Source organism: Enterobacter sp. BNK-13 (assembly GCF_048685015.1).
GTDB lineage: Bacteria > Pseudomonadota > Gammaproteobacteria > Enterobacterales > Enterobacteriaceae > Enterobacter > Enterobacter quasiroggenkampii.
On the sequence record NZ_JBLQTP010000001.1, the window covers coordinates 4,519,519 to 4,543,706 of the forward strand.

The 24,188-nt window shown below is 56.4% G+C and carries 21 protein-coding genes; 9 read left to right on the forward strand and 12 right to left on the reverse strand.

Annotated elements, in window-relative coordinates; all coding sequences use genetic code 11:
- Positions 1 to 42: 42 nt before the first annotated feature.
- Complete coding sequence (locus ACMGGQ_RS21845) at positions 43 to 1,950, reverse strand: PTS mannitol transporter subunit IICBA (RefSeq protein WP_420290502.1); 1,908 nt, start codon at positions 1,948 to 1,950, stop codon at positions 43 to 45.
- A gap of 657 nt (positions 1,951 to 2,607) precedes the next feature.
- On the opposite strand from ACMGGQ_RS21845, the gene ACMGGQ_RS21850 reads away from it, so the two are divergent.
- From ACMGGQ_RS21850 to aldB, 6 genes are all read left to right on the forward strand, one after another.
- Complete coding sequence (locus ACMGGQ_RS21850; RefSeq protein ID WP_008502729.1) at positions 2,608 to 2,964, forward strand: DUF3302 domain-containing protein; 357 nt, start codon at positions 2,608 to 2,610, stop codon at positions 2,962 to 2,964.
- Between the two features lie 2 nt (positions 2,965 to 2,966).
- Positions 2,967 to 4,103, forward strand: coding sequence for an HlyD family secretion protein (locus ACMGGQ_RS21855; RefSeq protein WP_025758413.1), 1,137 nt, complete (start codon positions 2,967 to 2,969; stop codon positions 4,101 to 4,103).
- A 90-nt stretch (positions 4,104 to 4,193) separates the two neighbouring features.
- A complete protein-coding gene (locus tag ACMGGQ_RS21860; RefSeq protein ID WP_045907894.1) occupies positions 4,194 to 4,802 on the forward strand; it encodes a glutathione S-transferase in 609 nt (202 codons plus the stop codon).
- Positions 4,803 to 4,905: 103 nt separating this feature from the next.
- On the forward strand, positions 4,906 to 6,291 hold the full coding sequence (gene selA, locus ACMGGQ_RS21865; RefSeq protein WP_420290503.1) for an L-seryl-tRNA(Sec) selenium transferase: 1,386 nt from the start codon (positions 4,906 to 4,908) through the stop codon (positions 6,289 to 6,291).
- Positions 6,288 to 8,135 (forward strand): selenocysteine-specific translation elongation factor, encoded by a 1,848-nt coding sequence (gene selB / locus ACMGGQ_RS21870; RefSeq protein WP_420290504.1) that lies wholly within the window; start codon positions 6,288 to 6,290, stop codon positions 8,133 to 8,135. The genes selA and selB overlap by 4 nt, the downstream gene beginning before the upstream one ends.
- Positions 8,136 to 8,221: 86 nt before the next feature.
- Positions 8,222 to 9,760, forward strand: a complete 1,539-nt coding sequence (gene aldB / locus ACMGGQ_RS21875; protein WP_420290505.1) for an aldehyde dehydrogenase AldB — start codon at positions 8,222 to 8,224, stop codon at positions 9,758 to 9,760.
- Here the strand turns inward: aldB and ACMGGQ_RS21880 are convergent.
- Positions 9,757 to 10,722 (reverse strand): LysR family transcriptional regulator, encoded by a 966-nt coding sequence (locus ACMGGQ_RS21880; protein WP_063622816.1) that lies wholly within the window; start codon positions 10,720 to 10,722, stop codon positions 9,757 to 9,759. The genes aldB and ACMGGQ_RS21880 overlap by 4 nt on opposite strands.
- Positions 10,723 to 10,839: 117 nt before the next feature.
- Between ACMGGQ_RS21880 and ACMGGQ_RS21885 the strand changes: the two genes are divergently transcribed.
- On the forward strand, positions 10,840 to 11,580 hold the full coding sequence (locus tag ACMGGQ_RS21885) for a MipA/OmpV family protein (RefSeq protein WP_420290506.1): 741 nt from the start codon (positions 10,840 to 10,842) through the stop codon (positions 11,578 to 11,580).
- A gap of 83 nt (positions 11,581 to 11,663) precedes the next feature.
- Here the strand turns inward: ACMGGQ_RS21885 and araD are convergent, their stop codons facing one another.
- The 8 genes from araD to yiaK form a co-directional block, all read right to left on the reverse strand.
- Positions 11,664 to 12,359, reverse strand: a complete 696-nt coding sequence (gene araD, locus ACMGGQ_RS21890) for an L-ribulose-5-phosphate 4-epimerase (protein ID WP_048028083.1) — start codon at positions 12,357 to 12,359, stop codon at positions 11,664 to 11,666.
- Positions 12,353 to 13,213: an L-ribulose-5-phosphate 3-epimerase gene (locus tag ACMGGQ_RS21895; RefSeq protein ID WP_025910545.1), complete on the reverse strand. Its 861-nt coding sequence runs from the start codon at positions 13,211 to 13,213 to the stop codon at positions 12,353 to 12,355. Before ACMGGQ_RS21895 ends, araD begins: the two co-directional genes overlap by 7 nt.
- A gap of 2 nt (positions 13,214 to 13,215) precedes the next feature.
- Complete coding sequence (ulaD, locus tag ACMGGQ_RS21900) at positions 13,216 to 13,869, reverse strand: 3-keto-L-gulonate-6-phosphate decarboxylase UlaD (protein ID WP_420290507.1); 654 nt, start codon at positions 13,867 to 13,869, stop codon at positions 13,216 to 13,218.
- Entirely contained in the window at positions 13,866 to 15,371 is a 1,506-nt protein-coding gene (locus ACMGGQ_RS21905; protein WP_420290508.1) for an FGGY-family carbohydrate kinase, read from the reverse strand. Before ACMGGQ_RS21905 ends, ulaD begins: the two co-directional genes overlap by 4 nt.
- A 95-nt stretch (positions 15,372 to 15,466) precedes the next feature.
- A complete protein-coding gene (locus ACMGGQ_RS21910) occupies positions 15,467 to 16,786 on the reverse strand; it encodes an MFS transporter (protein WP_047745807.1) in 1,320 nt (439 codons plus the stop codon).
- Between the two features lie 43 nt (positions 16,787 to 16,829).
- Positions 16,830 to 17,756 carry a DUF4862 family protein gene (locus ACMGGQ_RS21915; RefSeq protein ID WP_252074051.1) on the reverse strand — a complete coding sequence of 309 codons (927 nt, stop codon included), beginning with the start codon at positions 17,754 to 17,756 and terminating at the stop codon, positions 16,830 to 16,832.
- Positions 17,757 to 17,907: 151 nt separating this feature from the next.
- A complete protein-coding gene (locus tag ACMGGQ_RS21920) occupies positions 17,908 to 18,375 on the reverse strand; it encodes a YhcH/YjgK/YiaL family protein (RefSeq protein WP_420290509.1) in 468 nt (155 codons plus the stop codon).
- Positions 18,376 to 18,385: 10 nt separating this feature from the next.
- Entirely contained in the window at positions 18,386 to 19,384 is a 999-nt protein-coding gene (gene yiaK, locus ACMGGQ_RS21925; RefSeq protein ID WP_069720496.1) for a 3-dehydro-L-gulonate 2-dehydrogenase, read from the reverse strand.
- 224 nt (positions 19,385 to 19,608) lie between these two features.
- On the opposite strand from yiaK, the gene yiaJ reads away from it, so the two are divergent.
- Positions 19,609 to 20,427: an IclR family transcriptional regulator YiaJ gene (gene yiaJ / locus ACMGGQ_RS21930; RefSeq protein ID WP_021242452.1), complete on the forward strand. Its 819-nt coding sequence runs from the start codon at positions 19,609 to 19,611 to the stop codon at positions 20,425 to 20,427.
- A 3-nt stretch (positions 20,428 to 20,430) separates the two neighbouring features.
- Positions 20,431 to 20,886 carry a 4Fe-4S dicluster domain-containing protein gene (locus tag ACMGGQ_RS21935; RefSeq protein ID WP_024909056.1) on the forward strand — a complete coding sequence of 152 codons (456 nt, stop codon included), beginning with the start codon at positions 20,431 to 20,433 and terminating at the stop codon, positions 20,884 to 20,886.
- Here the strand turns inward: ACMGGQ_RS21935 and ACMGGQ_RS21940 are convergent.
- On the reverse strand, positions 20,870 to 22,588 hold the full coding sequence (locus ACMGGQ_RS21940) for a ShlB/FhaC/HecB family hemolysin secretion/activation protein (protein WP_048226571.1): 1,719 nt from the start codon (positions 22,586 to 22,588) through the stop codon (positions 20,870 to 20,872). The genes ACMGGQ_RS21935 and ACMGGQ_RS21940 overlap by 17 nt on opposite strands.
- A 90-nt stretch (positions 22,589 to 22,678) precedes the next feature.
- Positions 22,679 to 23,899, reverse strand: coding sequence for a collagen-like triple helix repeat-containing protein (locus ACMGGQ_RS21945; RefSeq protein ID WP_233096308.1), 1,221 nt, complete (start codon positions 23,897 to 23,899; stop codon positions 22,679 to 22,681).
- Positions 23,900 to 24,188 lie beyond the last annotated feature (289 nt).

Here is a 24,188-nt window from a genome sequence, read left to right on the forward strand (position 1 = left end):
CTCACCCTAGCCCTCTCCCCGGGGGGAGAGGGAGGAGTACCGTTATTTGTTAAGCAGAGCCAGAACTTCTTCAACGCTGGTGGTGTTGGCCAGACGCTCAATGACGGACTCATCATCCAGCGCGTTGGTCAGGCTGGTAATCACCTGAATGTGCTCGTTGTTGCGAGCGGCGATACCAATCACCAGACGGGCGATGTCGTCTTCTTCTTCACCGAAGCGAACGCCCTGCGGGTACTGACAGAATACGACGCCGGTTTTCAGGACGCGATCTTTCGCTTCAACCGTACCGTGCGGCACCGCGATGGATTCGCCCAGATAGGTCGGGGTCAGTTTTTCGCGTTCCAGCATCGCGTCGACATATTCAGGCTGAACGTAGCCGCCTTTCACCAGCTGCTCACCGGCAAAGCGAATCGCTTCTTCTTTGGTGGCCGCGGTACGACCGAGGAAGATGTTTTCCGCACCCAGCTTAAACAGGTGGGCGTTGCTCTCGTCAAAACTGTCCTGCAGGCTGGAGCGCACTTTCACTTCGTTGTCTTCGTGACGCTGCGCGGCAACCAGACGTTCGGTCAGGCTGGTATACAGGCCGCTGTCGAGAAAGTTGGTCAGCGAAATGTGCTGTGCCTGTGGTACTTGACGCATGGCGCGTTCGGTCAGGTCGCGGTGCGTGATAACCAGGTCAACATCCGGCGGCAGGCTGTTAATGGCGCTGTTGGTCACGGAGATGTTGGTCAGGCCCGCATCCTGCACTTTCTTACGCAGCACGCCTGCACCCATTGCGCTGGAACCCATACCGGCGTCGCAGGCAACGATGATTTTACGCACGTGGCTCAGGTCGTTAGAGACATCACCGGCTGCCAGTGGCGTCGCGCCTTTGGATTCGGCTTTCATGTCGTGCATACGACGGGTTGCGGCTTCGATGTTATCATCTTCTTTCACTTTGCTGGTTTTCAGCAGGATAGAAGAGACCACGAAGGAGACGGCCATTGCCGCAAAGATAGCCGCGAGGTTCGCGAAGTAAGCGCCTTTTGGCGTCATCGCCAGTACCGCCAGGATAGAACCCGGAGAGGCCGGAGAAACCAGACCGCCGCCCAGCACGCTCAGGGTGAACACACCGGTCATACCGCCGAGGATAACGGCCAGGATCAGACGTGGGTTCATCAGCACGTAAGGGAAGTAAATTTCGTGGATACCGCCCAGGAAGTGGATGATCGCCGCGCCGCCAGCAGACTGTTTAGCGCTGCCACGGCCAAAGAAGATGTACGCCAGCAGAACGCCCATACCCGGACCCGGGTTGGCTTCAATCAGGAAGAAGATAGACTTGCCGAGATCGTGAGACTGCTGGATACCCAGCGGAGAGAAGATGCCGTGGTTGATGGCGTTGTTAAGGAACAGGATTTTCGCCGGTTCAACGAAGATAGACGCCAGCGGCAGCATCTCGTGCGCCACCATGAAGTTAACGCCTGCCGCCAGAATTTTGGACAGCACTTCAACCGCAGGGCCAATGCCGAGGAACGCCAGAATGGCGAGGATCATCCCGATGATGCCCGCAGAGAAGTTGTTCACCAGCATTTCGAAGCCGGATTTGATCTTACCATCAACCCAGACGTCGAATTTCTTAATCGCCCAGCCGCCCAGAGGACCGGCAATCATCGCACCGAGGAACATCGGCATATCCGCACCGACGATAACACCCATGGTTGTGATGGCACCCACGACGCCACCACGGTCACCGCCCACCAGACGACCCCCGGTGAAACCGATGAGCAGCGGCAGGAGATAGGTAATCATTGGGCCAACAAGTTTCGCCAGCGTTTCGTTAGGCAACCACCCTGTCGGAATGAACAATGCGGTGATGATACCCCACGCGATAAACGCGCCGATATTTGGCATCACCATGTTGCTGAGGAAACGACCAAAGCTTTGAACTTTGATCTTGAAATCGGATGACATAAAACACCCCTTCTTCTGTTTACGCTTAGGCTTGCGGCCCGAGGTTTATTGTTAATGAGGCGGCAGAGGTAGCCGGACCCTGTTCTGATGCTGTGAAATCTGGCACTGAATCGTTCAACTGTCCAGACAGGGAAAATTTGTGTGATGCGTGTCACGTAAAGGCAGGGGGTAGGGATATCAATGGAGTGATCTCAATCACAAAATTTGCGGGTAAAAAAAATACAATGGCGACAAAAAAAGCAAGATCCACCCTTTTATGTGATTGTTGTCACGTTTTGTTCTGGTGGGTTTGTTTCTGGATTGTGACTTATTTCACAAAATATTTTTATGCGGATTTCTCCGGCTGTGATCGGCGGCAAACTCTGCTTCGCGATTCAGCGCCAGGATGATATTGCACGACACGATAAGCTAAAAAACCACTTTTGATGTGTGGTATGGCGAAAAGTTAAAAGGTGGATTACGCTCATATTGTAAGGTTAAGTCTATTATTATTCAGGATATATTTTGACACGCTTATAAACTTGCATGGAGATATTATAAAAACCGATACTCCCCGGCTCGGAAATAGTAAGCACAACCCCGTGTTTATAAAAAATTAATTAGGTTGCGTACCGTTTTATTAATTTAATGAGTTGACGTTGTTTAAGTGAGGAGAATATGTTTCTCAACTATTTTGCGCTGGGCGTATTGATTTTTGTATTTCTGGTTCTCTTTTACGGAATCATCGCCATCCATGATATTCCTTATAATATGGCCAAAAAGCGTAACCATCCGCATGCCGATGCCATTCATACGGCTGGCTGGATTAGCCTGTTTACGCTTCATGCCATCTGGCCATTCCTGTGGATTTGGGCCACGCTGTACCGCGAGGATCGCGGCTGGGGCATGCAAAACCACATTACAAAGCCTGATGAAGTTCCGGGCATGGATGCGCTGGCCAAACGCGTGGCGGAACTCGAACAAAAGCTGGCTGCAGTACAGCCCACTGCTGATAAGAACACGCTGGAGCGCTAATCATGGATCTGTTGATTATTTTGACCTACGTGGCATTTGCCTGGGCCATCTTTAAAATATTCCGAATTCCGGTCAACCAGTGGACGCTTGCCACCGCAACATTAGGCGGCGTATTTATTGTTGCCGGACTTATTCTGTTAATGAACTATAACCACCCGTATACCTTTACGGCGCAAAAAGCGGTTATTTCTATTCCAATCACGCCGCAGGTGACCGGTGTGGTCAGCGAAGTGACCGATAAAAATAACCAGCTCATTAAAAAAGGCGAAGTGTTATTTAAACTGGATCCAGGCCGCTATCAGGCGCGCGTCGACAGACTTCAGGCTGACCTGGTGACCGCGACGCACAATATCGATAATCTGAAAGCGCAGCTGGCGGAAGCCGTTGCCAATACCACACGCGTCTCCGCTGAACGCGATCGCCTCTATAAAGATTATCAGCGCTACCTGAAAGGCAGCCAGGCGAAGGTGAATCCGTTCTCTGAAAGCGATATCGACAACGCGCGTCAGAACTATCTGGCACAGGATGCGCTGGTGAAAGGCTCCGTGGCTGAACAGGTGCAGATCCAAAGCCAGTTAGACAGCATGGTGAACGGTGAACAGTCGCAGATTGCGTCCTTACGCGCCCAGCTTGCCGAAGCCAAATACAATCTGGACCAGACCGTGGTGCGTGCGCCGAGCAATGGTTATATCACTCAGGTACTGATTCGTCCGGGGACCTATGCCGCCGCGCTGCCTCTGCGTCCGGTGATGGTCTTTATCCCTGAACAGAAGCGTCAGATTGTGGCCCAGTTCCGCCAGAACTCGCTGCTGCGTCTGAAGCCGGGCGATGAAGCGGAAGTGGTGTTTAACGCGCTGCCGGGCCAGGTGTTCTCCGGGAAGCTCACCAGTATTCTGCCGGTCGTGCCAGGGGGAACCTATCAGGCGCAGGGCGCGCTGCAGTCGCTGACGGTGGTGCCGGGAACGGACGGCGTTCAGGCACTTATTGAGCTGGAACCCAACGCTGAAGTCGATGCCCTGCCGGACGGTATCTATGCCCAGGTGGCGGTCTATTCGGACCACTTCGCCCACGTCTCGGTTATGCGTAAAGTACTGCTGCGTATGACCAGCTGGATGCACTACCTCTACCTCGATCACTAATCCTTCCAGGGCAGGAATGCGACATGCAGACCTGCCCTTTTTTCATCGCTTGATCCATACTGACTTTTTTCCGGCATCAAGGATCAGGCAATGAAACTCATCGGCAGCTATACCAGTCCCTTCGTGCGAAAAATCTCGATTCTCCTGCTGGAGAAGGGGATTGAATTTGAATTCGTGAATGAACAGCCCTACAACGCGGAAAACGGCGTCGCGCAGTACAACCCGCTGGGGAAAGTCCCGGCGCTGGTCACGGACGAGGGCGAATACTGGTTTGATTCCCCGATTATTGCGGAGTATATCGAGCTGCTGGGCGTTGCCCCGGCAATGCTGCCAGCAGACCCAAAAGCGGCGCTGGCGGTGAAGCAGGTTGAAGCCCTGGCCGATGGCATTATGGATGCGGCGTTAACCTCCGTACGGGAACAGGCAAGGCCCGCCGCCCAGCAGTCGGAAACAGAACTGTTACGCCAGCGAGAAAAAATCAGCCGCAGCCTGGACAGATGCGAACAGCTAATCCGGGAGGGTAAGATCGACACCGACAGCCTGAACCTGGGGACCATCGCCATCGCCTGCGCGATTGGTTATCTCAACTTCCGCCGCGTCTCCCCGGGCTGGTGCGTCGACCGTCCGCTGCTGGTGAAGCTTGCAGACACGCTGTTTAGCCGCGAGAGCTTTGCCCGTACCGAACCGCCAAAGGCTTGACGCGGGTTATAACACTTCGCCGTCGGAGGCGGTACAATCCCCTCACATGTTAACTCCCTCTCCCGTCGGGAGGGGGGAAGATATTTACTCGCCAGGCGCTTTCATGACTACTCATCATTCGCTGTACAGCCAGATCCCCGCTACCGACCGTCTTCTTCGCGAACCCCGCATTCATGCTGTTGTTGAGCGTTTCGGCCATACCGCGACGGTGGAAATGTTACGCCTGCTTCAGGACGAAGCCCGATGCGCGATTCAAGCAGAAAACGCCTTGCCCGACTGGTGTAGCGCGTGGGAGCAGGAAGTTGAACAGCGGCTGGATAAGAAGGCGCAAAGCGCATTACGCCCGGTGATAAACCTGACCGGAACCGTGCTGCATACCAACCTGGGGCGCGCGCAGCAGGCGGAAGAGGCCGTTGCCGCGGTCGTGCAGGCCATGCGAACGCCCGTGACGCTGGAGTACGATCTGGACGGTGCCGGGCGCGGGCACCGCGACCGCGCGCTGGCGGAGCTGCTGTGCCAGCTGACCGGCGCGGAAGATGCCTGCATTGTGAATAACAACGCCGCCGCGGTGTTGCTGATGCTGGCGGCCACCGCCAGTGGCAAAGAGGTGGTGGTGTCCCGCGGCGAGCTGGTGGAGATTGGCGGGGCGTTTCGTATTCCGGACGTGATGCGCCAGGCAGGCTGCACGTTGCATGAAGTGGGCACGACAAACCGTACCCATGCGAAAGATTATCGCGCGGCGGTGAATGAAAATACCGCCCTGTTGATGAAGGTTCACTCCAGCAATTACCATATTGAAGGCTTCACCAAAACGGTTGACGAGGCGGAGCTGGCGGCGATTGGGCGCGAACTGAATATACCGGTGATTGCCGATCTCGGCAGCGGCTCGCTGGTGGATCTGAGCCTGTACGGGCTGCCAAAAGAGCCGATGCCGCAGGAGATGATTGCGGCGGGCGTTAGCCTGGTCAGCTTTTCCGGCGACAAACTGCTGGGCGGACCGCAGGCCGGGATTATCGTCGGCAAGCGCGAGCTGATTGCGCAGCTGCAGCAGCACCCGCTCAAGCGCGCCCTGCGCGCCGATAAAATGACACTTGCCGCGCTGGAGGCGACGCTGCGGCTCTATCTCCACCCGGAAAAACTGGCTAACCGTCTGCCCACGCTGCGTCTGTTAAGCCGCGATGCCGCCTCGATTCGCGCCCAGGCCGAACTGCTGCTGCCGCGCGTCGCCGCGCACTACCCCGATTTTGACGTTCGCATTGAGCCCTGCCAGTCGCAGATTGGCAGCGGGTCGCTGCCGGTGGACAGGCTGCCGAGTGAGGCGCTGACGTTCATGCCGCGTGACGGGCGCGGCAGCCAGCTTGACGCCCTGTCGTCGCGCTGGCGCGGTCTCTCGACGCCGGTTATCGGGCGGATTTACGACGGCCGAATGTGGCTGGATCTGCGCTGCCTTGAAGATGAAGAGCGATTTCTGGAGATGTTGTTGAAATGATTATTGCCACCGCCGGTCACGTCGACCACGGAAAAACCACGTTACTGCAGGCGATTACCGGCGTAAACGCCGATCGCCTGCCGGAAGAGAAAAAGCGCGGCATGACCATCGATCTGGGCTATGCCTACTGGCCCCAGCCTGATGGTCGCGTGCTGGGCTTTATTGATGTGCCGGGGCATGAAAAGTTTCTGTCCAACATGCTGGCGGGCGTGGGTGGCATCGATCATGCCCTGCTGGTGGTGGCCTGCGATGACGGCGTGATGGCGCAAACCCGCGAGCACCTGGCGATCCTGCAGCTAACCGGCAACCCGCAGCTGACCGTGGCGCTGACCAAAGCCGATCGCGTGGATGATGCGCGCGTCAGCGAGGTGCGCGAAACGGTCCAGGCGACCCTGCGGGAGTATGGTTTTGCCGACGCATCGCTTTTTGTCACCGTGGCGACAGAAGGGCGTGGTATCGACGAACTTCGCCACCATTTGCAGCACCTTTCATCACGCGACCACGCCAGCCATCATCGTTTTCGTCTGGCGATCGACCGGGCGTTTACCGTAAAAGGTGCGGGGCTGGTCGTGACCGGCACCGCGCTGAGCGGTGAAGTCAGCGTGGGAGATACGCTCTGGCTGACGGGCATGAACAAACCGATGCGCGTGCGCGGGCTGCATGCACAAAACCAGCCCGCTGACCGCGCTCATGCCGGGCAGCGTATCGCGCTGAACATTGCCGGGGATGCGGAAAAAGAGCAGCTTAATCGCGGAGACTGGCTGCTGGCCGATGCCCCGCCGGAACCGTCTGAACGCGTGATCGTCTCCCTGCAGACACACATGCCGTTGACCCAATGGCAGCCGCTGCATATTCACCACGCGGCAAGCCATATCACCGGGCGCGTGTCGCTGCTGGAAAACGATCTTGCCGAGCTGGTATTCGATTCGCCGCTCTGGCTGGCAGATAACGATCGTCTGGTACTGCGTGACATTTCTGCAAGGGAAACGCTGGCAGGCGCGCGCGTGGTGGCGCTTAACCCACCCCGACGCGGCAAGCGTAAGCCGGAATATTTGCAGTGGCTGGCCGCGCTGGCAGAGGCCAGAGAGGATAACGCCGCGCTGCGGGTGCACCTCGATCGCGGGGCGGTGAGTCTGCGTGATTTTGCATGGGCGCGCCAGCTGAGTGGGGAAGGCTTACGGCAGCTGACCCAGGAGCCGGGCTTTATTCAGGCCGGCAACAGCCTGCTCAATGCCCCGGTTGCTGCGCAATGGCAGCGTAAAATACTGAACACGCTTGCGACTTACCATGAACAGCATCAGGACGAGCCTGGCCCGGGGCGCGAGCGTCTGCGACGCATGGCGCTGCCGATGGAAGACGATGCGCTGGTGCTGCTGCTGATCGAAAACATGCGCGAAAGCGGCGTGATTAAAAGCCACCACGGCTGGCTGCACCTGCCGGATCACAAGGCCGGGTTCACCGCCGAGCAAGAGGCCATATGGCAAAAAGCGGCCCCGCTGTTTGGCGATGAGCCGTGGTGGGTTCGCGATCTGGCTCGCGAAACCAACACCGATGAGCAGGTGATGCGCCAGGTATTGCGCCATGCGGCGCAGCAGGGGCTAATCGTCGCGATCGTGAAAGATCGTTACTACCGTAACGATCGCATTGTGGCGTTTGCCAACCTGATCCGCGAGCTGGATCAGGCGCGCGGCTCGACCTGCGCAGCGGATTTCCGCGATCGGCTGAACGTGGGGCGCAAGCTGGCGATCCAGATCCTGGAATACTTCAACCGCATCGGCTTTACCCGCCGTCGCGGTAACGATCATCTGTTACGCGATTCGTTATTATTTCCTGAAACTCCGTGACCTCCGTCGTAAACACCGTTACCGGCTGGCGAGAAAATCGCCGGCCGGAACTACCCTTGTTGTACACCAACAGCAAGGAGACGGACATGACAAACAATCCTCCCTCATCGCGTATCCAGCCCGGCGAGTATGGTTTTCCCCTCAAGCTGAAGCCCCGTTATGACAACTTTATTGGCGGCGACTGGGTCGCTCCCGTCGACGGCGAATACTATTCCAACCTGACCCCGGTTACCGGCCAGCCGCTGTGCGAGATTGCCAGCTCCGGTAAGCGTGATATCGACCTGGCGCTGGATGCGGCGCACAAAGCGAAAGAGAAATGGGCTCACACCTCCGTGCAGGAGCGGGCGGCGATCCTGTTCAAAATCGCCGACCGGATGGAGCAGAATCTGGAGCTGCTGGCGACGGCGGAAACCTGGGATAACGGCAAGCCGATCCGGGAAACGATGGCGGCTGACGTGCCGCTGGCTATTGACCACTTCCGCTATTTTGCCTCCTGTATTCGCGCTCAGGAGGGCGGGATCAGCGAAGTTGACAGCGACACCGTGGCGTATCACTTCCACGAACCGCTGGGCGTCGTCGGGCAAATTATTCCGTGGAACTTCCCGCTGCTGATGGCGAGCTGGAAAATGGCGCCCGCGCTGGCGGCCGGAAACTGTATTGTGCTCAAACCGGCGCGTCTGACCCCGCTCTCGGTCCTGTTGCTGATGGAAATCGTTGGCGATCTCCTGCCGCCGGGCGTGATTAACGTGGTGAACGGCGCGGGCGGGGAGATAGGCGAATATCTGGCTACCTCAAAACGTATCGCCAAAGTGGCGTTTACCGGGTCGACGGAGGTGGGCCAGCAGATCATGCAGTACGCCACGCAGAACATTATCCCGGTGACTCTGGAACTGGGCGGGAAATCCCCGAACATCTTCTTCGCGGACGTGATGGAGGAAGAGGATGCCTTCTTCGATAAAGCCCTGGAAGGGTTTGCGCTGTTTGCGTTTAACCAGGGCGAAGTCTGTACCTGCCCAAGCCGCGCGCTGGTGCAGGAATCCATCTACGAGCGCTTTATGGAGCGGGCCATTCGCCGCGTCGAGTCTATCCGCAGCGGTAACCCGCTCGATAACGTTACCCAGATGGGGGCGCAGGTCTCGCACGGACAGCTGGAAACGATCCTCAACTACATCGACATCGGCAAGAAAGAGGGGGCGGATATTCTCACCGGCGGGCGTCGTAAGGTGCTGGGAGGGGATTTGCAGGACGGCTATTACCTTGAGCCGACGATCCTCTTCGGCCAGAACAACATGCGCGTTTTCCAGGAGGAGATTTTCGGCCCGGTGCTGGCCGTGACCACCTTTAAAACGATAGAGGAGGCGCTGGAGATTGCCAACGACACGCCGTATGGCCTGGGCGCAGGTGTCTGGAGTCGCAACGGTAATCTGGCCTATAAAATGGGCCGCGGCATTCAGGCCGGGCGCGTCTGGACCAACTGCTACCACGCCTATCCGGCGCACGCGGCCTTTGGCGGTTATAAGCAGTCGGGCATCGGACGTGAAACCCACAAGATGATGCTGGAGCATTACCAGCAGACCAAATGTCTGCTGGTCAGCTATTCTGATAAACCACTGGGGCTGTTCTAGTCGCCCAGCTCAGGCCGTCCGTGGGCGGCCTGAGCAATTTGCTGGCGCAGGCAGTTAAGGACGCCATCCAGAACGTATTGCACGCGCCAGGGCTGGTATTCGCGTTTGCGGAAGATGGCCGTCAGATCGAGCCACCACTCTTCCTGATGCGGGAAGCAGGGGACCAGCATGCCTTTCGTTAATTCCTTTTTCAGACTCTCTTTTGGTGCAAAAACAATCCCAAGATTATTTCTGGCCAACTCCAGGGCAGTCTGCGTATTGTCGCAAATATAATTACCGGTCACCCGGTAGTCGTGCACGTCATCGCTGCCGTGCACGCGGAAACGCCAGATGTTGGCATCATCGACCAGCATGGAGTCAATGAGAATACAGGAGTGATTAATTAAATCTTCAGGTCCGGTTAAGGGATGTTTATTTAAATATTCTACGGTTGCGAAGGCCGTAACGGAATATTTTGTCAGCACGCTGGCAACCAGACTTTCGTCTTTTGGCTGAGCATAGGTAATTAAAATGTCGCAGTCATCCGGAAAGGTAACGCCTTCTGAAAATTCATTCCGGTCCAGATTGTAGGTTTTCAGGGAGATGCGGATGTCACCGATGTCTTCTATCTGATGGATCACGTGTCGCGCGAGGTAGGTCACGATACCTGTTGGGGCATAGATCGTCACTTTTCCGCGCTTTTCGTGCTTATAATCAGCAATGAAATTAACAAGCTGACTGTTCTTATCCAGCGTGGCGTTCACGTAGGGGAGTAACGCTTCACCAAACTGGGTCAGGGCCAGCTGGCGCGTGGTGCGCTCAAAAACCTTGAGCCCAACCCGCGTTTCAAAATCAGACAGATATTTACTCACGTTGGCCTGCGCCATACCCAGCAGGGCGGCGGCATCACCAATACTGTGGGTGGCGGCGATGACGGAGATAATTTTTAATTCGCGTGGTTTTAGCTGTAATGTACTCATCATGCACACCCATCTATATGATTTTATATATAATATTATATAAACCGCAGCGTTGCATTGGCAATTTTGTAACCATTATTATGCGCCTCGCTTGTTTGGCATTTAAATGGATTACATAGAATGACTATTAAATACAATTTACTCATCGCTGCCACGTTATTTGCATCAACGTCTGCCATGGCCGGTGAATTTTCACTTGGAGCGGGGGCTGTATTTAATGAGTCTCCATACAAAGGCTATAACGAAAATACGACTGCGGTACCGTTAATTAGCTACGAAGGCGATCGCTTTTACGTTCGCCAGACCACGGGCGGATGGATCCTGTGGAAAGATGCAAAAAATGAATTAAGCCTGACCGCAACGTGGATGCCGCTGCATTTCGACCCTGACGATAATGACGACCATCAGATGAAGCAGCTGGATGAGCGTAAAACGTCCGCCTTCCTCGGCGGTGCGTACTACCGCCACGAGAGCTGGGGGTCGCTGAAAGTGGCGGTCTCTGGTGATGCCACGGATGAAAGCGGCGGCGTGATCGGCGAAGTATCATACTTCCGTCCAATCAAAATGGATCGCCTGACCCTGACGCCTTCTGTGGGGGTGTTCTACAGCGACGAAAGCTATAACGACTACTACTACGGCGTATCCGGCAGCGAATCTCGCCGCTCCGGACTGGATCAATACACCGCCGGTGACAGCTGGACGCCATACGTTGGTCTGGCGGCTAAATATCAGTTAACCCAGAAGCTGTATCTCAATGCCAGCGCGGTCTACACCGTGTTGCCTGACGACGTGAAGAATAGCCCGATGATCGACCGCGACGACAGCTTCGCGCTGATGACCGGCCTGACCTGGCGTTTCTGATGCGGTAAAGCCGGGTGGCGGCTTCGCCTTACCCGGCCTACGATCGTGCCTGTACTGCTGTTCCCTAAAGCCTTTATCAGTGATCACTGCCCGTAATAGGCATTCGCTCCATGCTTGCGCAGATAATGCTTGTCGAGCAGTTCCTGCTGCATAACCGGAAGCTGTGGCGCGAGCTGGCGAGAGAACAGGCCCATATAGGCGCACTCTTCCAGCACCACGGCATTGTGAACCGCATCGGCCGCGTCTTTACCCCAGGCGAACGGACCGTGGGAGTGGACCAGCACCGCCGGGATCTGCATCGGGCTAAGATCGCGCTCCTCGAAGGTTTTGATGATCACTTCACCCGTCTGGTATTCGTATTCTCCTGCAATCTCTGCCGTGGTCATCAGGCGCGTGCAGGGGATGGTCCCGTAGAAATAGTCCGCGTGCGTGGTACCCCAGGCCGGTAAATCCAGCCCCGCCTGGGACCAGATAGTGGCGTGGCGCGAATGGGTATGCACGATGCCGCCAATCTCCGGGTAACGACGATACAGCGCAAGATGGGTAGGCGTGTCCGAAGAGGGCTTTTTATTCCCCTCAATAACCTGGCCCGTGGCGATATTCACCACCACCATATCCTCCGCCGTCATCACGTCGTATTCCACACCGGACGGTTTAATGACCATCATGCCGCTTTTGCGGTCCACTGCGCTGACGTTCCCCCAGGTAAACGTCACCAGCTGGTGGGCGGGCAACGCCAGGTTTGCTGCCAGTACCTCGGCTTTAAGTTCGTCTAGCATGTCATGCCTCCTTCCTGCATACGGGCTTCAATCCAGCGGCGCGCCTGGATAATCTCCAGCACCGGTTCTTTTGCTTTTTCGGTCCACATTTCAATCAGAAATGCGCCGCGATAGTTCAGTTGATGCAGCGTGTTAAACACGCCAACGAAATCGACGCAGCCCTCGCCAAACGGCACGTCGCGGAACTGCCCGGGGCTTTGTGCGGTGACGGGCTGGGTATCTTTCAGGTGAATAGCCGCAATGCGGTCAATGCCCAGCGTCAGCTCGGCGGTGACGTCGTTGCCCCACGCGCTCAGGTTGCCGACGTCCGGATAAACGCTGAACCACGGTGAGGCGAGCATGTCGTCCCACTTTTTCCATTTGCTGATGGAGTTCATAAACGCGGTGTCCATGATCTCCACCGCCAGCATCACCTGTGCGGCGGCGGCCTGTTCTACGGCCCAGGCCAGCCCGTCGGCAAAGCGCTGTTGCGTCCCCTCGTCATGCGCTTCGTAATAGACGTCATACCCGGCAAGCTGGATGGTGCGAATGCCCAAATCACGCGCCAGCCTGATGGCTTTGCTCATGATCTCACGGGCGCGTTCGCGCACGGTTTCATCGCGGCTGCCAAACGGGAAACGACGGTGGGCAGACAAGCACATAGAGGGGATCGCCACGCCGGTTTCCAGCATCGCTTCCACCAGAGAGGCGCGCTGCGTGGTGCTCCAGTCGAGGCGTGATAATCGCTCGTCGGTTTCATCGACAGACATCTCGACAAAATCGAACCCGCAGCTTTTCGCCAGTACCAGCCGCTCGGGCCAGGAGAGATCTTTTGGCAGCGCTTTTTCGTAAATACCCAACGGATGCTGACGCATGGTTACGCTCCCCAGATGTCGCGAATATGCGAATGGAATGCCTGTGCCACCTGCGGTGGATTGGCGGCACCTACCAGCACGCGTCCGGCAATAAAGGCTTTGACGTTGATTTGCTTAAACAGCGGCAGGTCGGCGGGGGTGATACCGCCGGTAACCGAAAGCTGCAAACCGATATCGGAGAGCGCTTTCATTTTTGCGAGATCCGCCTCACCCCACTGCTGGCCGCTCGCCTGTGCGTCCCGTCCGCGGTGATAAATGGCCTGCTTCACGCCGATGCGATGCCATGCGCGAGCATCGTCCAGCGTCCAGTGACCAAAGAGCTCCATCTGGATTTCCCCCCCGCGACGCAGGGCTACCTCGTGGCCGCGTTCAACGGTGGCCAGCGGGGCGGCGCAGATGATGGTCATCCAGTTTGCACCCGCGCCAAATGCCTGCTCTGCCAGCGTTTCTCCGGCATCGGCCACTTTCCAGTCCGCAACGATGATTTTATCCGGGCACTGCTCGCGCAGGGCGCGCACGGCGTTTAGCCCTTCGGTCAGGCACAAAATGGTGCCCGCTTCGACGATATCAACGTGATCGGCAAGCGTCGCGACATCACGCTGCGCGGCCTGAAGAGAGGTATGGTCGAGCGCCAGCTGCAGTAATGGTCGGCTCATAGGTTGTTCTCCTTAACTCGGGCGTGATAGCCCTGTAGTGCTGAAATCAGTAGCTGATAGCGCTGATACTTGCGCTGATAGGCCGCATGGGCGCGCATGTCAGGCTCAATGACACGAATGTCGTGTCGGAGGGCGCATTGCGCCGTATGGAAATCGGGATACACGCCGGTGCCGACCAGGGCGGCCAGCGCCGCGCCAGAACAGCCGGTCTCTTCTACCTGCGGCAGTTCAATCGCCAGCCCGCTGACGTCCGCAAGCATTTGCATCCACACGTCCGAATGGGTTGGACCACCCGTCACGCGCAGGGCATGAACGTGGGTAAAGCGTTCGAGCATGCGGTTGAGGTGGGTCATGTGGCAGAACACCACGCCCTCATAAACCGCCTGCAACAGGTGCGCGCGGGTGTGTAGCGCCTGCATCCCGTAGAAGCCGCTGGTCATCTCCAGCCCGGCGTTGCAGCCATAGAGGAACGGCAGAAAGTACACATCGCTTTCGGCTTTCGGCAGGCTGGCGACGACGTGGTTGATCTCGCTGAACGACATGTCGCCCCACTGCGCGGTGAGCCACTCAAGGTTGCCGGACGAGGTCGGGCTGGCTTCGTGAACGATGTACTGCTGCGGATGCACGTAGCGGCCATAAACGTAGGGGAAGGGTTCGTTGCTGCGAAGTGCACTGGCGATCCCGCTGGTGACGGCCCAGGTGCCCATCACGGCGTTCAGCGTGTGCTCGTCCTGCAGTCCGGCGCAGAGCGCGGTGGAAACCACATCAAACAGTCCCCCCACGACGGGCGTGCCCGCCGCGAGACCGGTAAGGGCGGCTGCCTGAGCGGTGATTTCCCCGCAGATTTCTGCTGAACCGACAATCGGCGGCAGGGCGCCGTCAATCTCGCTGATCCCGAGCCAGCGCGTAAGCTGCGGGTCATACTGCCCGGTATTCATGTTGTAGAGATTGGACTCGGAGATGTTGCTCTCTTCACCGCCCTTCACGCCGGTCAGGCACCAGCGCAGATAGTCGTGCGCCATCATCACGCAGCCAATCTGCTGATAGCGCTGCGGCTCGTTCTCTTTGACCCAGCGCAGAAGCGAGGCCGGATGCCCGGTCCACAGCGTCTGGCGCGTATGCGGGTAGAGTTTTTCGGGAATGCCGTCCTGCTGCCAGCGCTGCACAATCTCCAGTGCCCGGCGATCGGAGGAGAGGATGGCGTTGCCCAACGGTTGGTCCTGTTTATCGAGCAGAAACAGCCCTTTACCCTGAGCAGAAATGCCGACCCCATTGATCTGGTTGGCGTTTACGCCTGCATTCTTGAGCAACGCGGCGATGGTTGCGTGGCAGTGCTGCCACAGCTGATGCATATCCCGCTCGGCGTAGCCCGCTCGCGGGCTGAGCGTGGCAACGGAGCGGCGTTCGATACTGACTTCTTTGCCCTGGCTGTTGTATAAACCGGCTTTCAGATAAGTACCGCCACAATCGATACCCAGCCAGAAGGTCTCTTTTTCACTCATCTTCATCTCGCTTAATTGCCGGGTGGCGCTGCGCTTACCCGGCCTACGGTTTGGTTTTCTCCCTCTCCCCGTGGGAGAGGGCTGGGGTGAGGGCATCAGGCCGCACGTTTATGGGGATTTATCGTGGGATTGGGCTCTGCCCCGGCATCGCATTTCGCCGGCAACAGCAGGGCCAGCAGCGACGCCAGCGCGAGTGAAACGGCCAGGCAGTAGACGCCCGCATCTTTGCTGTACAGGGTGATCAGCACGCCAACGGCATACGGGCCGCAGAAGCCACCGAGGTTGCCCAGGGCGTTGATCACGCCGCGCGCGCCGCCCGCCATCTCTGCGCTAAACAGTCTTGCCGGGATCGTCCAGAACACGCCGGCGGCGGATTGCAGGAAGAAACCGCAGCCCACCAGTGCGGCATAGGCCAGCCAGATGTTTGCTTTCAGGGCTACGGAGAGGAACATGCAGAGCGCGAAGCCAATCAACGGCAGGGAGACAAACAGCTTGCGCTTGCCGGTGCGGTCAGAAAGCGAGGAGAACAAGAACATGCCCGCAATGGCGCCGATGTAGGGCAGGATGGCGAGCATCCCCACCTGACCAATGCTGGTGTGCGTCAGCTCCTTCAGAATGGTCGGCAGCCAGAGGGTGTAACCGTAAATCCCGGTCTGATAGAAGAAATTCAGGGCGATCAGTTGCCACATGGTTTTGTCAGACAGCACCGCGCTGAGCGAGGCATTTTTCACCTCTTTTCCGGCGATGGCCTGCTGTTCAGCCGCCAGCGTTTGTACCAGATAGTTTTTCTCTGCCGCTGAGATCCAGCGGGCTTCCTGCGGACGGTCGTAGACCGTGAATGCCCAGAGCACCAGCACAACAATGGACATCAGACCTTCAATGATGAACAGCCAGCGCCAGTCAAGCGCGGTGATAATCCAGCCCGACAGCGGGGCGGTGATTATCCCGGCGATGGGTACAAACATGATCACAATTGCGTTGGCGCGACCGCGTTCGGCATCCGGGAACCAGTTGCTGATCATGGTGAGCACAACGGGCAGCATCCCGCCTTCCGCCACGCCGAGTAAGAAGCGCAGCACCAGCAGCTGGTACTGATTCGTCACGAGACCCGTGAGCACTGAGATCACCGCCCAGGCGACCAGTGACCAGCCGATAAATTTCTTGCCGCTACCGTGCACCGCAATCTTGCCGCCGGGTACCTGCAGGAACAGATAGCCGATAAAGAATATGCCGCCCGCGAGGCCTGCCATGGTGGCGGTAATACCTAATTCTTCGTCCATCCCTCCCGGCATTGCAAACGCGATATTCACGCGGTCCATATATGAAATAATACAGGCGATAAGAATAGGAGGAATGATTCTTAGCCAGCGCTGGCGCGGAATATCCGCATGTAGAGCATGAGTAGAAATATTCATAGTTAATCTCTCAGTAGGTAACCGGAATAAACTTTTCTTATTGTTATTGCGTTGCTTTATTCATTGCGCTAATACCGTCGCGCAAAATGGCGATGCGATGGCTGACATCAGCATTAGCATTTATTTCCAGTAATTTAATACCGGAGAATTTCAACGTTGCGGCGCTCGCCGCAGTAAAGAGTGCTTTTGCACGTTCAGTGGACATCAGACTGTCGGCACAGAAGGAGGAAAATGGCGCGTGAAGATCCTGCCATTCACCGTACTCCCCGCCGGGGGTGGTGCCTGAAAACATCAGCGCACCCAGTTTCCCGGCATTAAGCGCGGCCTGAACGTGGTCAAGGGGAAGGGTAGTGTTACGGCCTTCGATGGCCGACCGCGCCCAGTTGATGCAGACGCTGATATCCGTGTCTTTCACCACCTCCAGCACCTGCTCCAGTGGCAGGAAGCCCTTGCGCGGTGCCGGGCCGTTCATGGCATCGCAGTGTTCCAGCACCAGATCGCAGTCCCAGTCCCAGCCCGCGATTTCCCGAACCGAGCGGGAAAACGCTTCTGTAGCCTGTTCGACGGAAGCATTGCCCGCCTGCGGGGCGGCCTGCATTTCCAGAGCAATCACTTTGCCTGGATAACGGGCATTCACGGCGTTAATTTTCTGGTGCAGATGTCGGTAAAAGTCCACGCATGCTTTACGCTGCGCGTCGTCAGCCGAGGCCAGGCCAAATGCGCCGTTGCTGCCGCGGCGGCGCATGGTTTCCATTACTGCCGTGACCACGATTTGCCAGTCCCCCGGGGTATGGCGGAACAGCCATTCGTCACCAAGGGGATGAAGATTTTCAAGGCAAGGCTGTTCCAGCCCGCGAATATTCGGCGTGTCGGAAAGTTCCCGCCAGAAGGTTTGTTCTTCTTGTTCGCCTTTCTGGTGAAACGAGGGTGCGCAGGGGTACGCACCAATAATAAAACTGGTGTTGGTCATTTCGCGTTCCTGTATTTATACCCGTCATACTTCAAGTTGCATGTGCGTTGGCTGCGCTCGTTCACCCCAGTCACTTACTTATGTAAGCTCCTGGAGATTCACTCTCTTGCCGCCTTCCTGCAACTCGAATTATTTAGGGTATCTCAGAAAATTAATCTAATTCGCTGATTGCCACTTTCACCACAATTTTACGAATTGTGGTTTCCTTGTTTTTAATACAGGCAGGACGGTGCACATCCTGCGGAAAAAATATGGCATAGCTGCCGGGTGTCATTTCGATAAACGACTCATTTTCACTGTCGTGATAAAAAATAATATCGCGCTGTTCCAGCAATGATTCGCTTATTTCGTTATTACCGGTATCAATCGCGATACCGATTTTCTCTTCACCCCAGGCCAGGAACTGGATATCCAGATAGCGGCGATGCACTTCCGGGCGATTCTCGTGCAGATCCTTTGTTGTCAGATCCAGAACCTGGGCAAAAATCTTGCGACCTTCTATTTCTACCACGCCTGGCGCCAGGAGAGAGAAATCCGTCGTGCGCAGAAAATGAAGGGCTTTTTCAATTGCCCGCGGCAGGCGACACGGATTTGGCTGGGAAATATGTCCGAATATCATGGCCCACTCCTTACAGAGACTGGATTTTCGCCCACACGCTGTCGTCAACCGTGATGCCGTTGCAGCGGTTCTCTTCAAGCAAACGGGTAAATTCATGCCCCGGCAGGCGGATGGCGACATTCTCATCCGCGCGTTCGGCGGTGGTGATGAAGTCCATAATGCGCTGCAGTTTGGCATCGCGGGTTGGGCCATCGATCAGGCGATCCACCTCAATGGCGATGAAGATCTGCGATACGCCGTACTCGTCGCTGTTGTCCTGGGTCACTTCCGCGACGGAAGATCCGTTTGAGAGCAGGGTGGCGATCATATCGAGGACGATGGATAAGCCGGACCCTTTCCAGTAGCCCATGGGCAGAATACGGCGGTTTTTCTCGATCACGCCCGGCTCTCTGGTGAGGTGACCTTCGTCGTCAAAGCCGCCATCTACCGGCAACGCGCGCCCGGCCAGGCGGTTCACCTCCAGCATGCCGTAGGAGAACATCGACATCGACATGTCGACCATGGTGATAGGGTTCGACGGAATGGCAACGATCAGCGGGTTTGTGCCGATGCAGCATTCTTTTGATCCCCACGCGGGCATCACGGCAATCGAGTTGGTCCAGCAAATGCCGATATAGCCCTTCTCCGCCGCCTGCCAGCCGTAGCTGCCGCCGCGCATCCAGTGGTTCGCGTTACGCAGTGCCACCAGACCAATACCGTGATCGGACGCCAGCTCGGTGGCGCGATCCATCATCTTCTTCGCCGTCAGGTTGCCAATGGAGCGCTGGGCATCCCACTGTTCGATGGCGCCTAATGTCATCATCCGTTTGGGCTGAGCGTCGGGGATGATATCGCCTGCATCAAGCTGCTGAATAAAGCGTGGGAAGCGGTTCACACCATGCGAATAGACGCCGGATTCCGTGGTGCGGGCAAACATCTCGGCGCAAGCGTCTGCGGTTTCCGCTTTTATGCCGCGATCGAGCAGAACCCGATTGAACGCCGCTTTCAACTCTTCGAAGGTCACTTTCATCCCTGTTCTCCTGTTCTTTTAAGGGCAAGTGTGAGTGCTTTTTTATCGCTAAATTCCACTATGCGAAATCTGATTTCAAATATAGCGATCAAATTTTGTCAGATCAACGACATTCATGTTTTTCAAAATCGATTAAAATCAACTGGTTGTGTTTTTTCTGTTGAGATCGTGAACTGACCCACACTTTGCGCTACCATCAGGTCGCGATGAAAAGGAGCCATGTAATGAGCATGAAAGAGAGCGAAATGACGCAAGAAAAAGAGAGGCCAGCAGGCAGCCAGAGCTTGTTTCGTGGCCTGATGCTGATTGAGATCCTCAGCAACTATCCGAACGGGTGTCCGCTTGCGCATTTATCGGAACTGGCGGGGCTGAACAAGAGCACCGTGCACCGCTTGCTGCAGGGGCTACAGTCGTGCGGGTACGTGACCCCGGCACCCGCCGCGGGAAGCTATCGCCTGACCACCAAATTTATCGCCGTCGGGCAAAAGGCGCTGTCGTCGCTGAATATCATTCACGTGGCCGCTCCGCACCTCGAAGCGCTGAACATTGCGACCGGCGAGACGGTGAACTTCTCCAGCCGGGAAGATGACCACGCAATCCTGATTTATAAGCTCGAACCGACAACCGGTATGCTGCGCACGCGCGCCTATATCGGCCAGCATATGCCGCTCTACTGCTCCGCGATGGGCAAGATCTACATGGCGTTTGGCCATCAGGATTACGTGGCGAGCTACTGGGAAAGCCACCAGGAACAGATCCAACCTTTGACGCGCAACACCATCACTGAACTGAGCGCCATGTATGATGAACTGGCGGAAATTCGCGATCGCAGCATGGCGATGGACAAAGAAGAGAACGAGCTGGGCGTCTCCTGTATTGCCGTGCCGGTGTTTGATATTCACGGCCGCGTCCCGTATGCGATCTCTATCTCGCTATCGACGTCGCGCATGAAGCAGGTGGGCGAGAAGAACCTGCTCAAACCGCTGCGCGAAACGGCAGAGGCTATCTCAAAAGAGCTGGGTTTTAACGTACGCGAGGCGTAACAGATGAACCGATTTATCATGGCGGATGCGGAAAAATGCATCGGGTGCCGCACCTGTGAAGTAGCCTGTGCGGTCGCGCATCAGGACGATTTCACCGCGCAGGCTTTTACCTCCCGCCTTCGGGTGGTGAAAGGGGACGACTTCACAACGGCGGTGGGGTGCCATCAGTGCGAGGACGCCCCCTGTGCCAACGTCTGCCCAACCCATGCCATCAGCCGTACGGCGGGCGCCTGGCTTGTTGAGCAGACGCGCTGTATTGGCTGCAAGAGCTGTATGGTCGCCTGTCCGTTTGGGGCGATGCAGGTACGGCTGGTGGGAAACAGGGCACAAGCGCTGAAATGTGATTTGTGCCGTCATCGCGAAGGCGGACCGGCCTGCGTGGAGGCCTGTCCAACCCACGCGCTGCGCTGCGTTGATCCTGTCAGTATTCGGGCTGAAAGGCTTACTGCATTTTATTGAAATTCCACGTAAACGTCAGGCTGTAGCGCCAGTCTCTGTTGCGACTGTCTGTCGGAACATCCCCTACGGGTCTTGCCGCCTCAACCGTGACGCTATAGTGGCGGGTATCGCCTATCATCACGCCGGTCGCCACTGACCCGAGCCGTTGATGAGGCAAACCTGAGGTGTTAAACCAGGTTTGCGCGGTATCGGCCAGGATGTAGGGCTGGATTGTGGCAAGCCAGGTACTCTCTTTTCGCATCTGGATATAGCGCAGTTCTACCTGCCCGCCATAGCCGTAATCACCGCTTGCTTCACTGTCCTGGTATCCACGGCCAAACCGCTGGGCACCGAAGCTAACGCGTTCGGGTTCTGGCAACGTGTTATTTGACCAGTCACCCTCCCAGGACGTTGAAAGCCGCCACTTGTCGGCAAACAGCCAGGCTGCGTCCAGATAGCTTTTCGTGAGCGTAAAATTAATATCGGGCCTGGGAGCCGAGACGATATCGGCACCCATCGCATCAATGCCCTGACGCACGTTGAGTCGGCCGCTGATGCTGGCGGTTGTGAACTGATGCGCACCATTAACGCCCACTTCCAGCGCCGGATAACGCGCGTGCTGGTTGACGGAGTCCAGACGATAGGTTTTGCCCTGCAGTCTGGCCTGAAGAGCATAATCATCCTGGCGGTCGGTGTAATCAAAACCGCCGGTCAGATTAATTTGTGATTTTTGCGTCAGCAGCAGGGGATAGCCAAACGTCACGCCACCGTTGTATTGCGTTGTTTTTTGCTTCGAATCGACGCTGATATTATTCGGCAAAGAGAGCAGGGGCGAAAAATCTCGCGGATCTTCACGGTAATAGCTGCCTTTGAGCTGCATCGTCAGCCCTTCATCGTTTAAAAACTGCTGCCAGTTGAGCCCGACATAGTTTTTTCGCGTGTTGCTATCTAACGGCACAAGCGTGGCCACGCCAAGCTGATCGCCATAACTTGTCATGTTGCTGAGCGTGCCGTTCAGCATCATTAAATCTTGCCCTTTACGGGTATCGATCGTCGAGGCGATATTCCAGCTCCGCTCCTGGTTGCCGGTTATTTGCATTGCCGCCGCGCCATAAATATTGGTTGGCAACTGGGCGTTAGCCGTGACCGGAACGTTCGGGGTGCGCGTCATCAGCTGGCTGTAGCGATCGAACGTATCCTGAGACAGCGGTTTTTCCGCCATGATTTTTTCGGACAAACGTTTAAGACGTTCGGCGATGTGCGGGTTATTACTGGTAATGTCGCTGTGAGCGACATAGCCTTCAACCAGAACAATTTTAATATTCCCCTGCTGGAAATTATTATCGGGCAGCCACGCATAGGAGAGCGGAAAACCGTCAGCCTTATAGCGCGCCGTAATATCGTTTACCAGCCCGGTGAGCGTTTTTAGCGGCACGGTTTTTCCGGCGTAAGGCCTGAAGGGCTGAAGTAATTCCTGCAAGGGATAACGCGTGCCGCCAATAAACTGAATGTGATTAATGGTAATGGGCGTTTCAGGCGTCAGCGTTGACTGCGGTTTTTCTATTTTGACTTTCGGCTGCGGGACGGCCTCCGTCTGTTCGGGGGCAACGTTACGAGAAACTTGCGCCGGGTTATCAGGGTTAATAATAGAGGGCAGTGTATCGGCGCGGGCCATGCTCAGCACAACCAGCCCCGTCAGCGAAAAAAGGAAGTGGTGTTTCATCGCGCTATCCCTGTTCATCATTCCCGGTTAGGGGGAGTGTCGCTGTATAAAGCGCCCCTGAACCAGGGGCGCAGAATGACAATAAGCAGGTTACTGTTTTGGCGTCAGCAGACCGGTGGTTAACGTGTTGAGTCCGTTAATCGGATTCGCTGTTAACGTATTTTGACTTGATGTTGTTGCTGCGTTGGCCGTAACGCCTGCAGTCAGGGTATTGAGGGTCGTATTGACCGTTGCACCCAGACTGTTGTTCGTGGCCGCCACATTTGCATTGGCTGTGAGAGAGCCTGAACTTCCTCCCGTTGTCGAAGAGGCGGGTTTGACCAGCGTACCGCTATCCGTGACCGTCTGGCCGACATTTTGAACGACCTGACCGACACCGCTAAGCCCGCTGTTGCTGCTGCTAATGTTGGTCCCCACGCCGCTGACGGTGCCACCCACCTGTGTCAGCAGACCGTTGACCGGTGTGCCGAGACCCGTTGTGGTGCCTACGCTTTGCGTCACGCCTTGTACTCCGCCCAGCGTCTTGTTAGCCAGGGTCGTGGTATCGGTTGTTACCTGAGTGACCGCTGGGCTGCTTACCGTGTTGGTGAGACCCGTGCCGGTGTTACTGACCAGTTGCCCGGTGCTGTTGACCACGCTGCCCGTCAGGCCGGTTACGCCGCTGACCGGTGTTCCGGAAGTGGAGCTCGCCAGGCCCGTGCCTACTGTTGAAACGGTATTGCCAAGGGAGGTGACGGACGTGGTCACGCCTTTAACCGTGGTACCCACACCGTTCGGATTATTTGGATCGCCAACGCCAGTCGTGACGCCTGTCCCCACGGTGGACACGGCACTGCCAACACCGCTGACGGTGGTTGAAACGGTTGACGTGACGGGGTTATTTGTCGGAAGCTGGCTTCCAAGGCCATCCACCGTCGATCCGACGCTGGTTACGGTTTTACCGGCATCACCCAGTATCGTATTTACGCCTGCGGTAGTGGTTCCGCCACCGCCCGTGTTGCCTGTTCCGGTTCCTCCGCTGCCATTGCCTCCTGAGCCTGAGCCCGATCCTGAACCAGAACCCGTTCCGCCACCAGCGCCTGTCCCGGTACCTGAACCCGTCCCGGTACCCGAGCCGTTGCTGCCCGAACCGCCATTGTTCGCGGTCGTGCCACTACCATCACCTGAGCCGCTGCTGCTTCCCGTCGCAGGGTTATTTTTGGCCGTTGAGTGATGAGAGCCGCCACCGCTTCCACTGCAGGCAGAAAGAGAGAACGCGAGCAGTACCGCAACAGCGATAGCGCTGATGCGGCTAACATTATTAGGTAGCATATGAATACTCCACGCAAAAGAACGCCGAGCGGCGTATTAGTGAGTATATGCCCTATTTTTAAATATGCATGAAAGTGACTCTGGAAGGTATTTTCCTGCGTTGCAGAGGGTTATTTCAAAATAACAATAAGTTAAGATCTTTAATCGGTGCTTAATTATTGAGGGGAAAGTTAGTGAGCGTAAATTAAAGGAATATTCCTAAGGAAACTCAAGAGGGATGATAAATTAAACGCTACAGGATATATCCTTAATATAAGATTCAGATCACGGAAAAATAAGGCTCTTCATT

Bases quoted from the DNA above. Each gene is read 5' to 3' on its own strand.
- selA (WP_420290503.1), top strand. From the start codon at position 4,906: ATGACTACTCATCATTCGCTGTACAGCCAGATCCCCGCTACCGACCGT.
- ulaD (WP_420290507.1), bottom strand. From the start codon at position 13,869: ATGAGCCGACCATTACTGCAGCTGGCGCTCGACCATACCTCTCTTCAG.
- aldB (WP_420290505.1), top strand. From the start codon at position 8,222: ATGACAAACAATCCTCCCTCATCGCGTATCCAGCCCGGCGAGTATGGT.
- ACMGGQ_RS21855 (WP_025758413.1), top strand. From the start codon at position 2,967: ATGGATCTGTTGATTATTTTGACCTACGTGGCATTTGCCTGGGCCATC.
- ACMGGQ_RS21910 (WP_047745807.1), bottom strand. From the start codon at position 16,786: ATGAATATTTCTACTCATGCTCTACATGCGGATATTCCGCGCCAGCGC.
- selB (WP_420290504.1), top strand. From the start codon at position 6,288: ATGATTATTGCCACCGCCGGTCACGTCGACCACGGAAAAACCACGTTA.
- yiaK (WP_069720496.1), bottom strand. From the start codon at position 19,384: ATGAAAGTGACCTTCGAAGAGTTGAAAGCGGCGTTCAATCGGGTTCTG.
- ACMGGQ_RS21880 (WP_063622816.1), bottom strand. From the start codon at position 10,722: ATGATGAGTACATTACAGCTAAAACCACGCGAATTAAAAATTATCTCC.
- ACMGGQ_RS21920 (WP_420290509.1), bottom strand. From the start codon at position 18,375: ATGATATTCGGACATATTTCCCAGCCAAATCCGTGTCGCCTGCCGCGG.
- araD (WP_048028083.1), bottom strand. From the start codon at position 12,359: ATGCTAGACGAACTTAAAGCCGAGGTACTGGCAGCAAACCTGGCGTTG.
- ACMGGQ_RS21895 (WP_025910545.1), bottom strand. From the start codon at position 13,213: ATGCGTCAGCATCCGTTGGGTATTTACGAAAAAGCGCTGCCAAAAGAT.
- yiaJ (WP_021242452.1), top strand. From the start codon at position 19,609: ATGAGCATGAAAGAGAGCGAAATGACGCAAGAAAAAGAGAGGCCAGCA.
- ACMGGQ_RS21940 (WP_048226571.1), bottom strand. From the start codon at position 22,588: ATGAAACACCACTTCCTTTTTTCGCTGACGGGGCTGGTTGTGCTGAGC.
- ACMGGQ_RS21905 (WP_420290508.1), bottom strand. From the start codon at position 15,371: ATGAGTGAAAAAGAGACCTTCTGGCTGGGTATCGATTGTGGCGGTACT.
- ACMGGQ_RS21845 (WP_420290502.1), bottom strand. From the start codon at position 1,950: ATGTCATCCGATTTCAAGATCAAAGTTCAAAGCTTTGGTCGTTTCCTC.
- ACMGGQ_RS21860 (WP_045907894.1), top strand. From the start codon at position 4,194: ATGAAACTCATCGGCAGCTATACCAGTCCCTTCGTGCGAAAAATCTCG.
- ACMGGQ_RS21945 (WP_233096308.1), bottom strand. From the start codon at position 23,899: ATGCTACCTAATAATGTTAGCCGCATCAGCGCTATCGCTGTTGCGGTA.
- ACMGGQ_RS21850 (WP_008502729.1), top strand. From the start codon at position 2,608: ATGTTTCTCAACTATTTTGCGCTGGGCGTATTGATTTTTGTATTTCTG.
- ACMGGQ_RS21885 (WP_420290506.1), top strand. From the start codon at position 10,840: ATGACTATTAAATACAATTTACTCATCGCTGCCACGTTATTTGCATCA.
- ACMGGQ_RS21935 (WP_024909056.1), top strand. From the start codon at position 20,431: ATGAACCGATTTATCATGGCGGATGCGGAAAAATGCATCGGGTGCCGC.
- ACMGGQ_RS21915 (WP_252074051.1), bottom strand. From the start codon at position 17,756: ATGACCAACACCAGTTTTATTATTGGTGCGTACCCCTGCGCACCCTCG.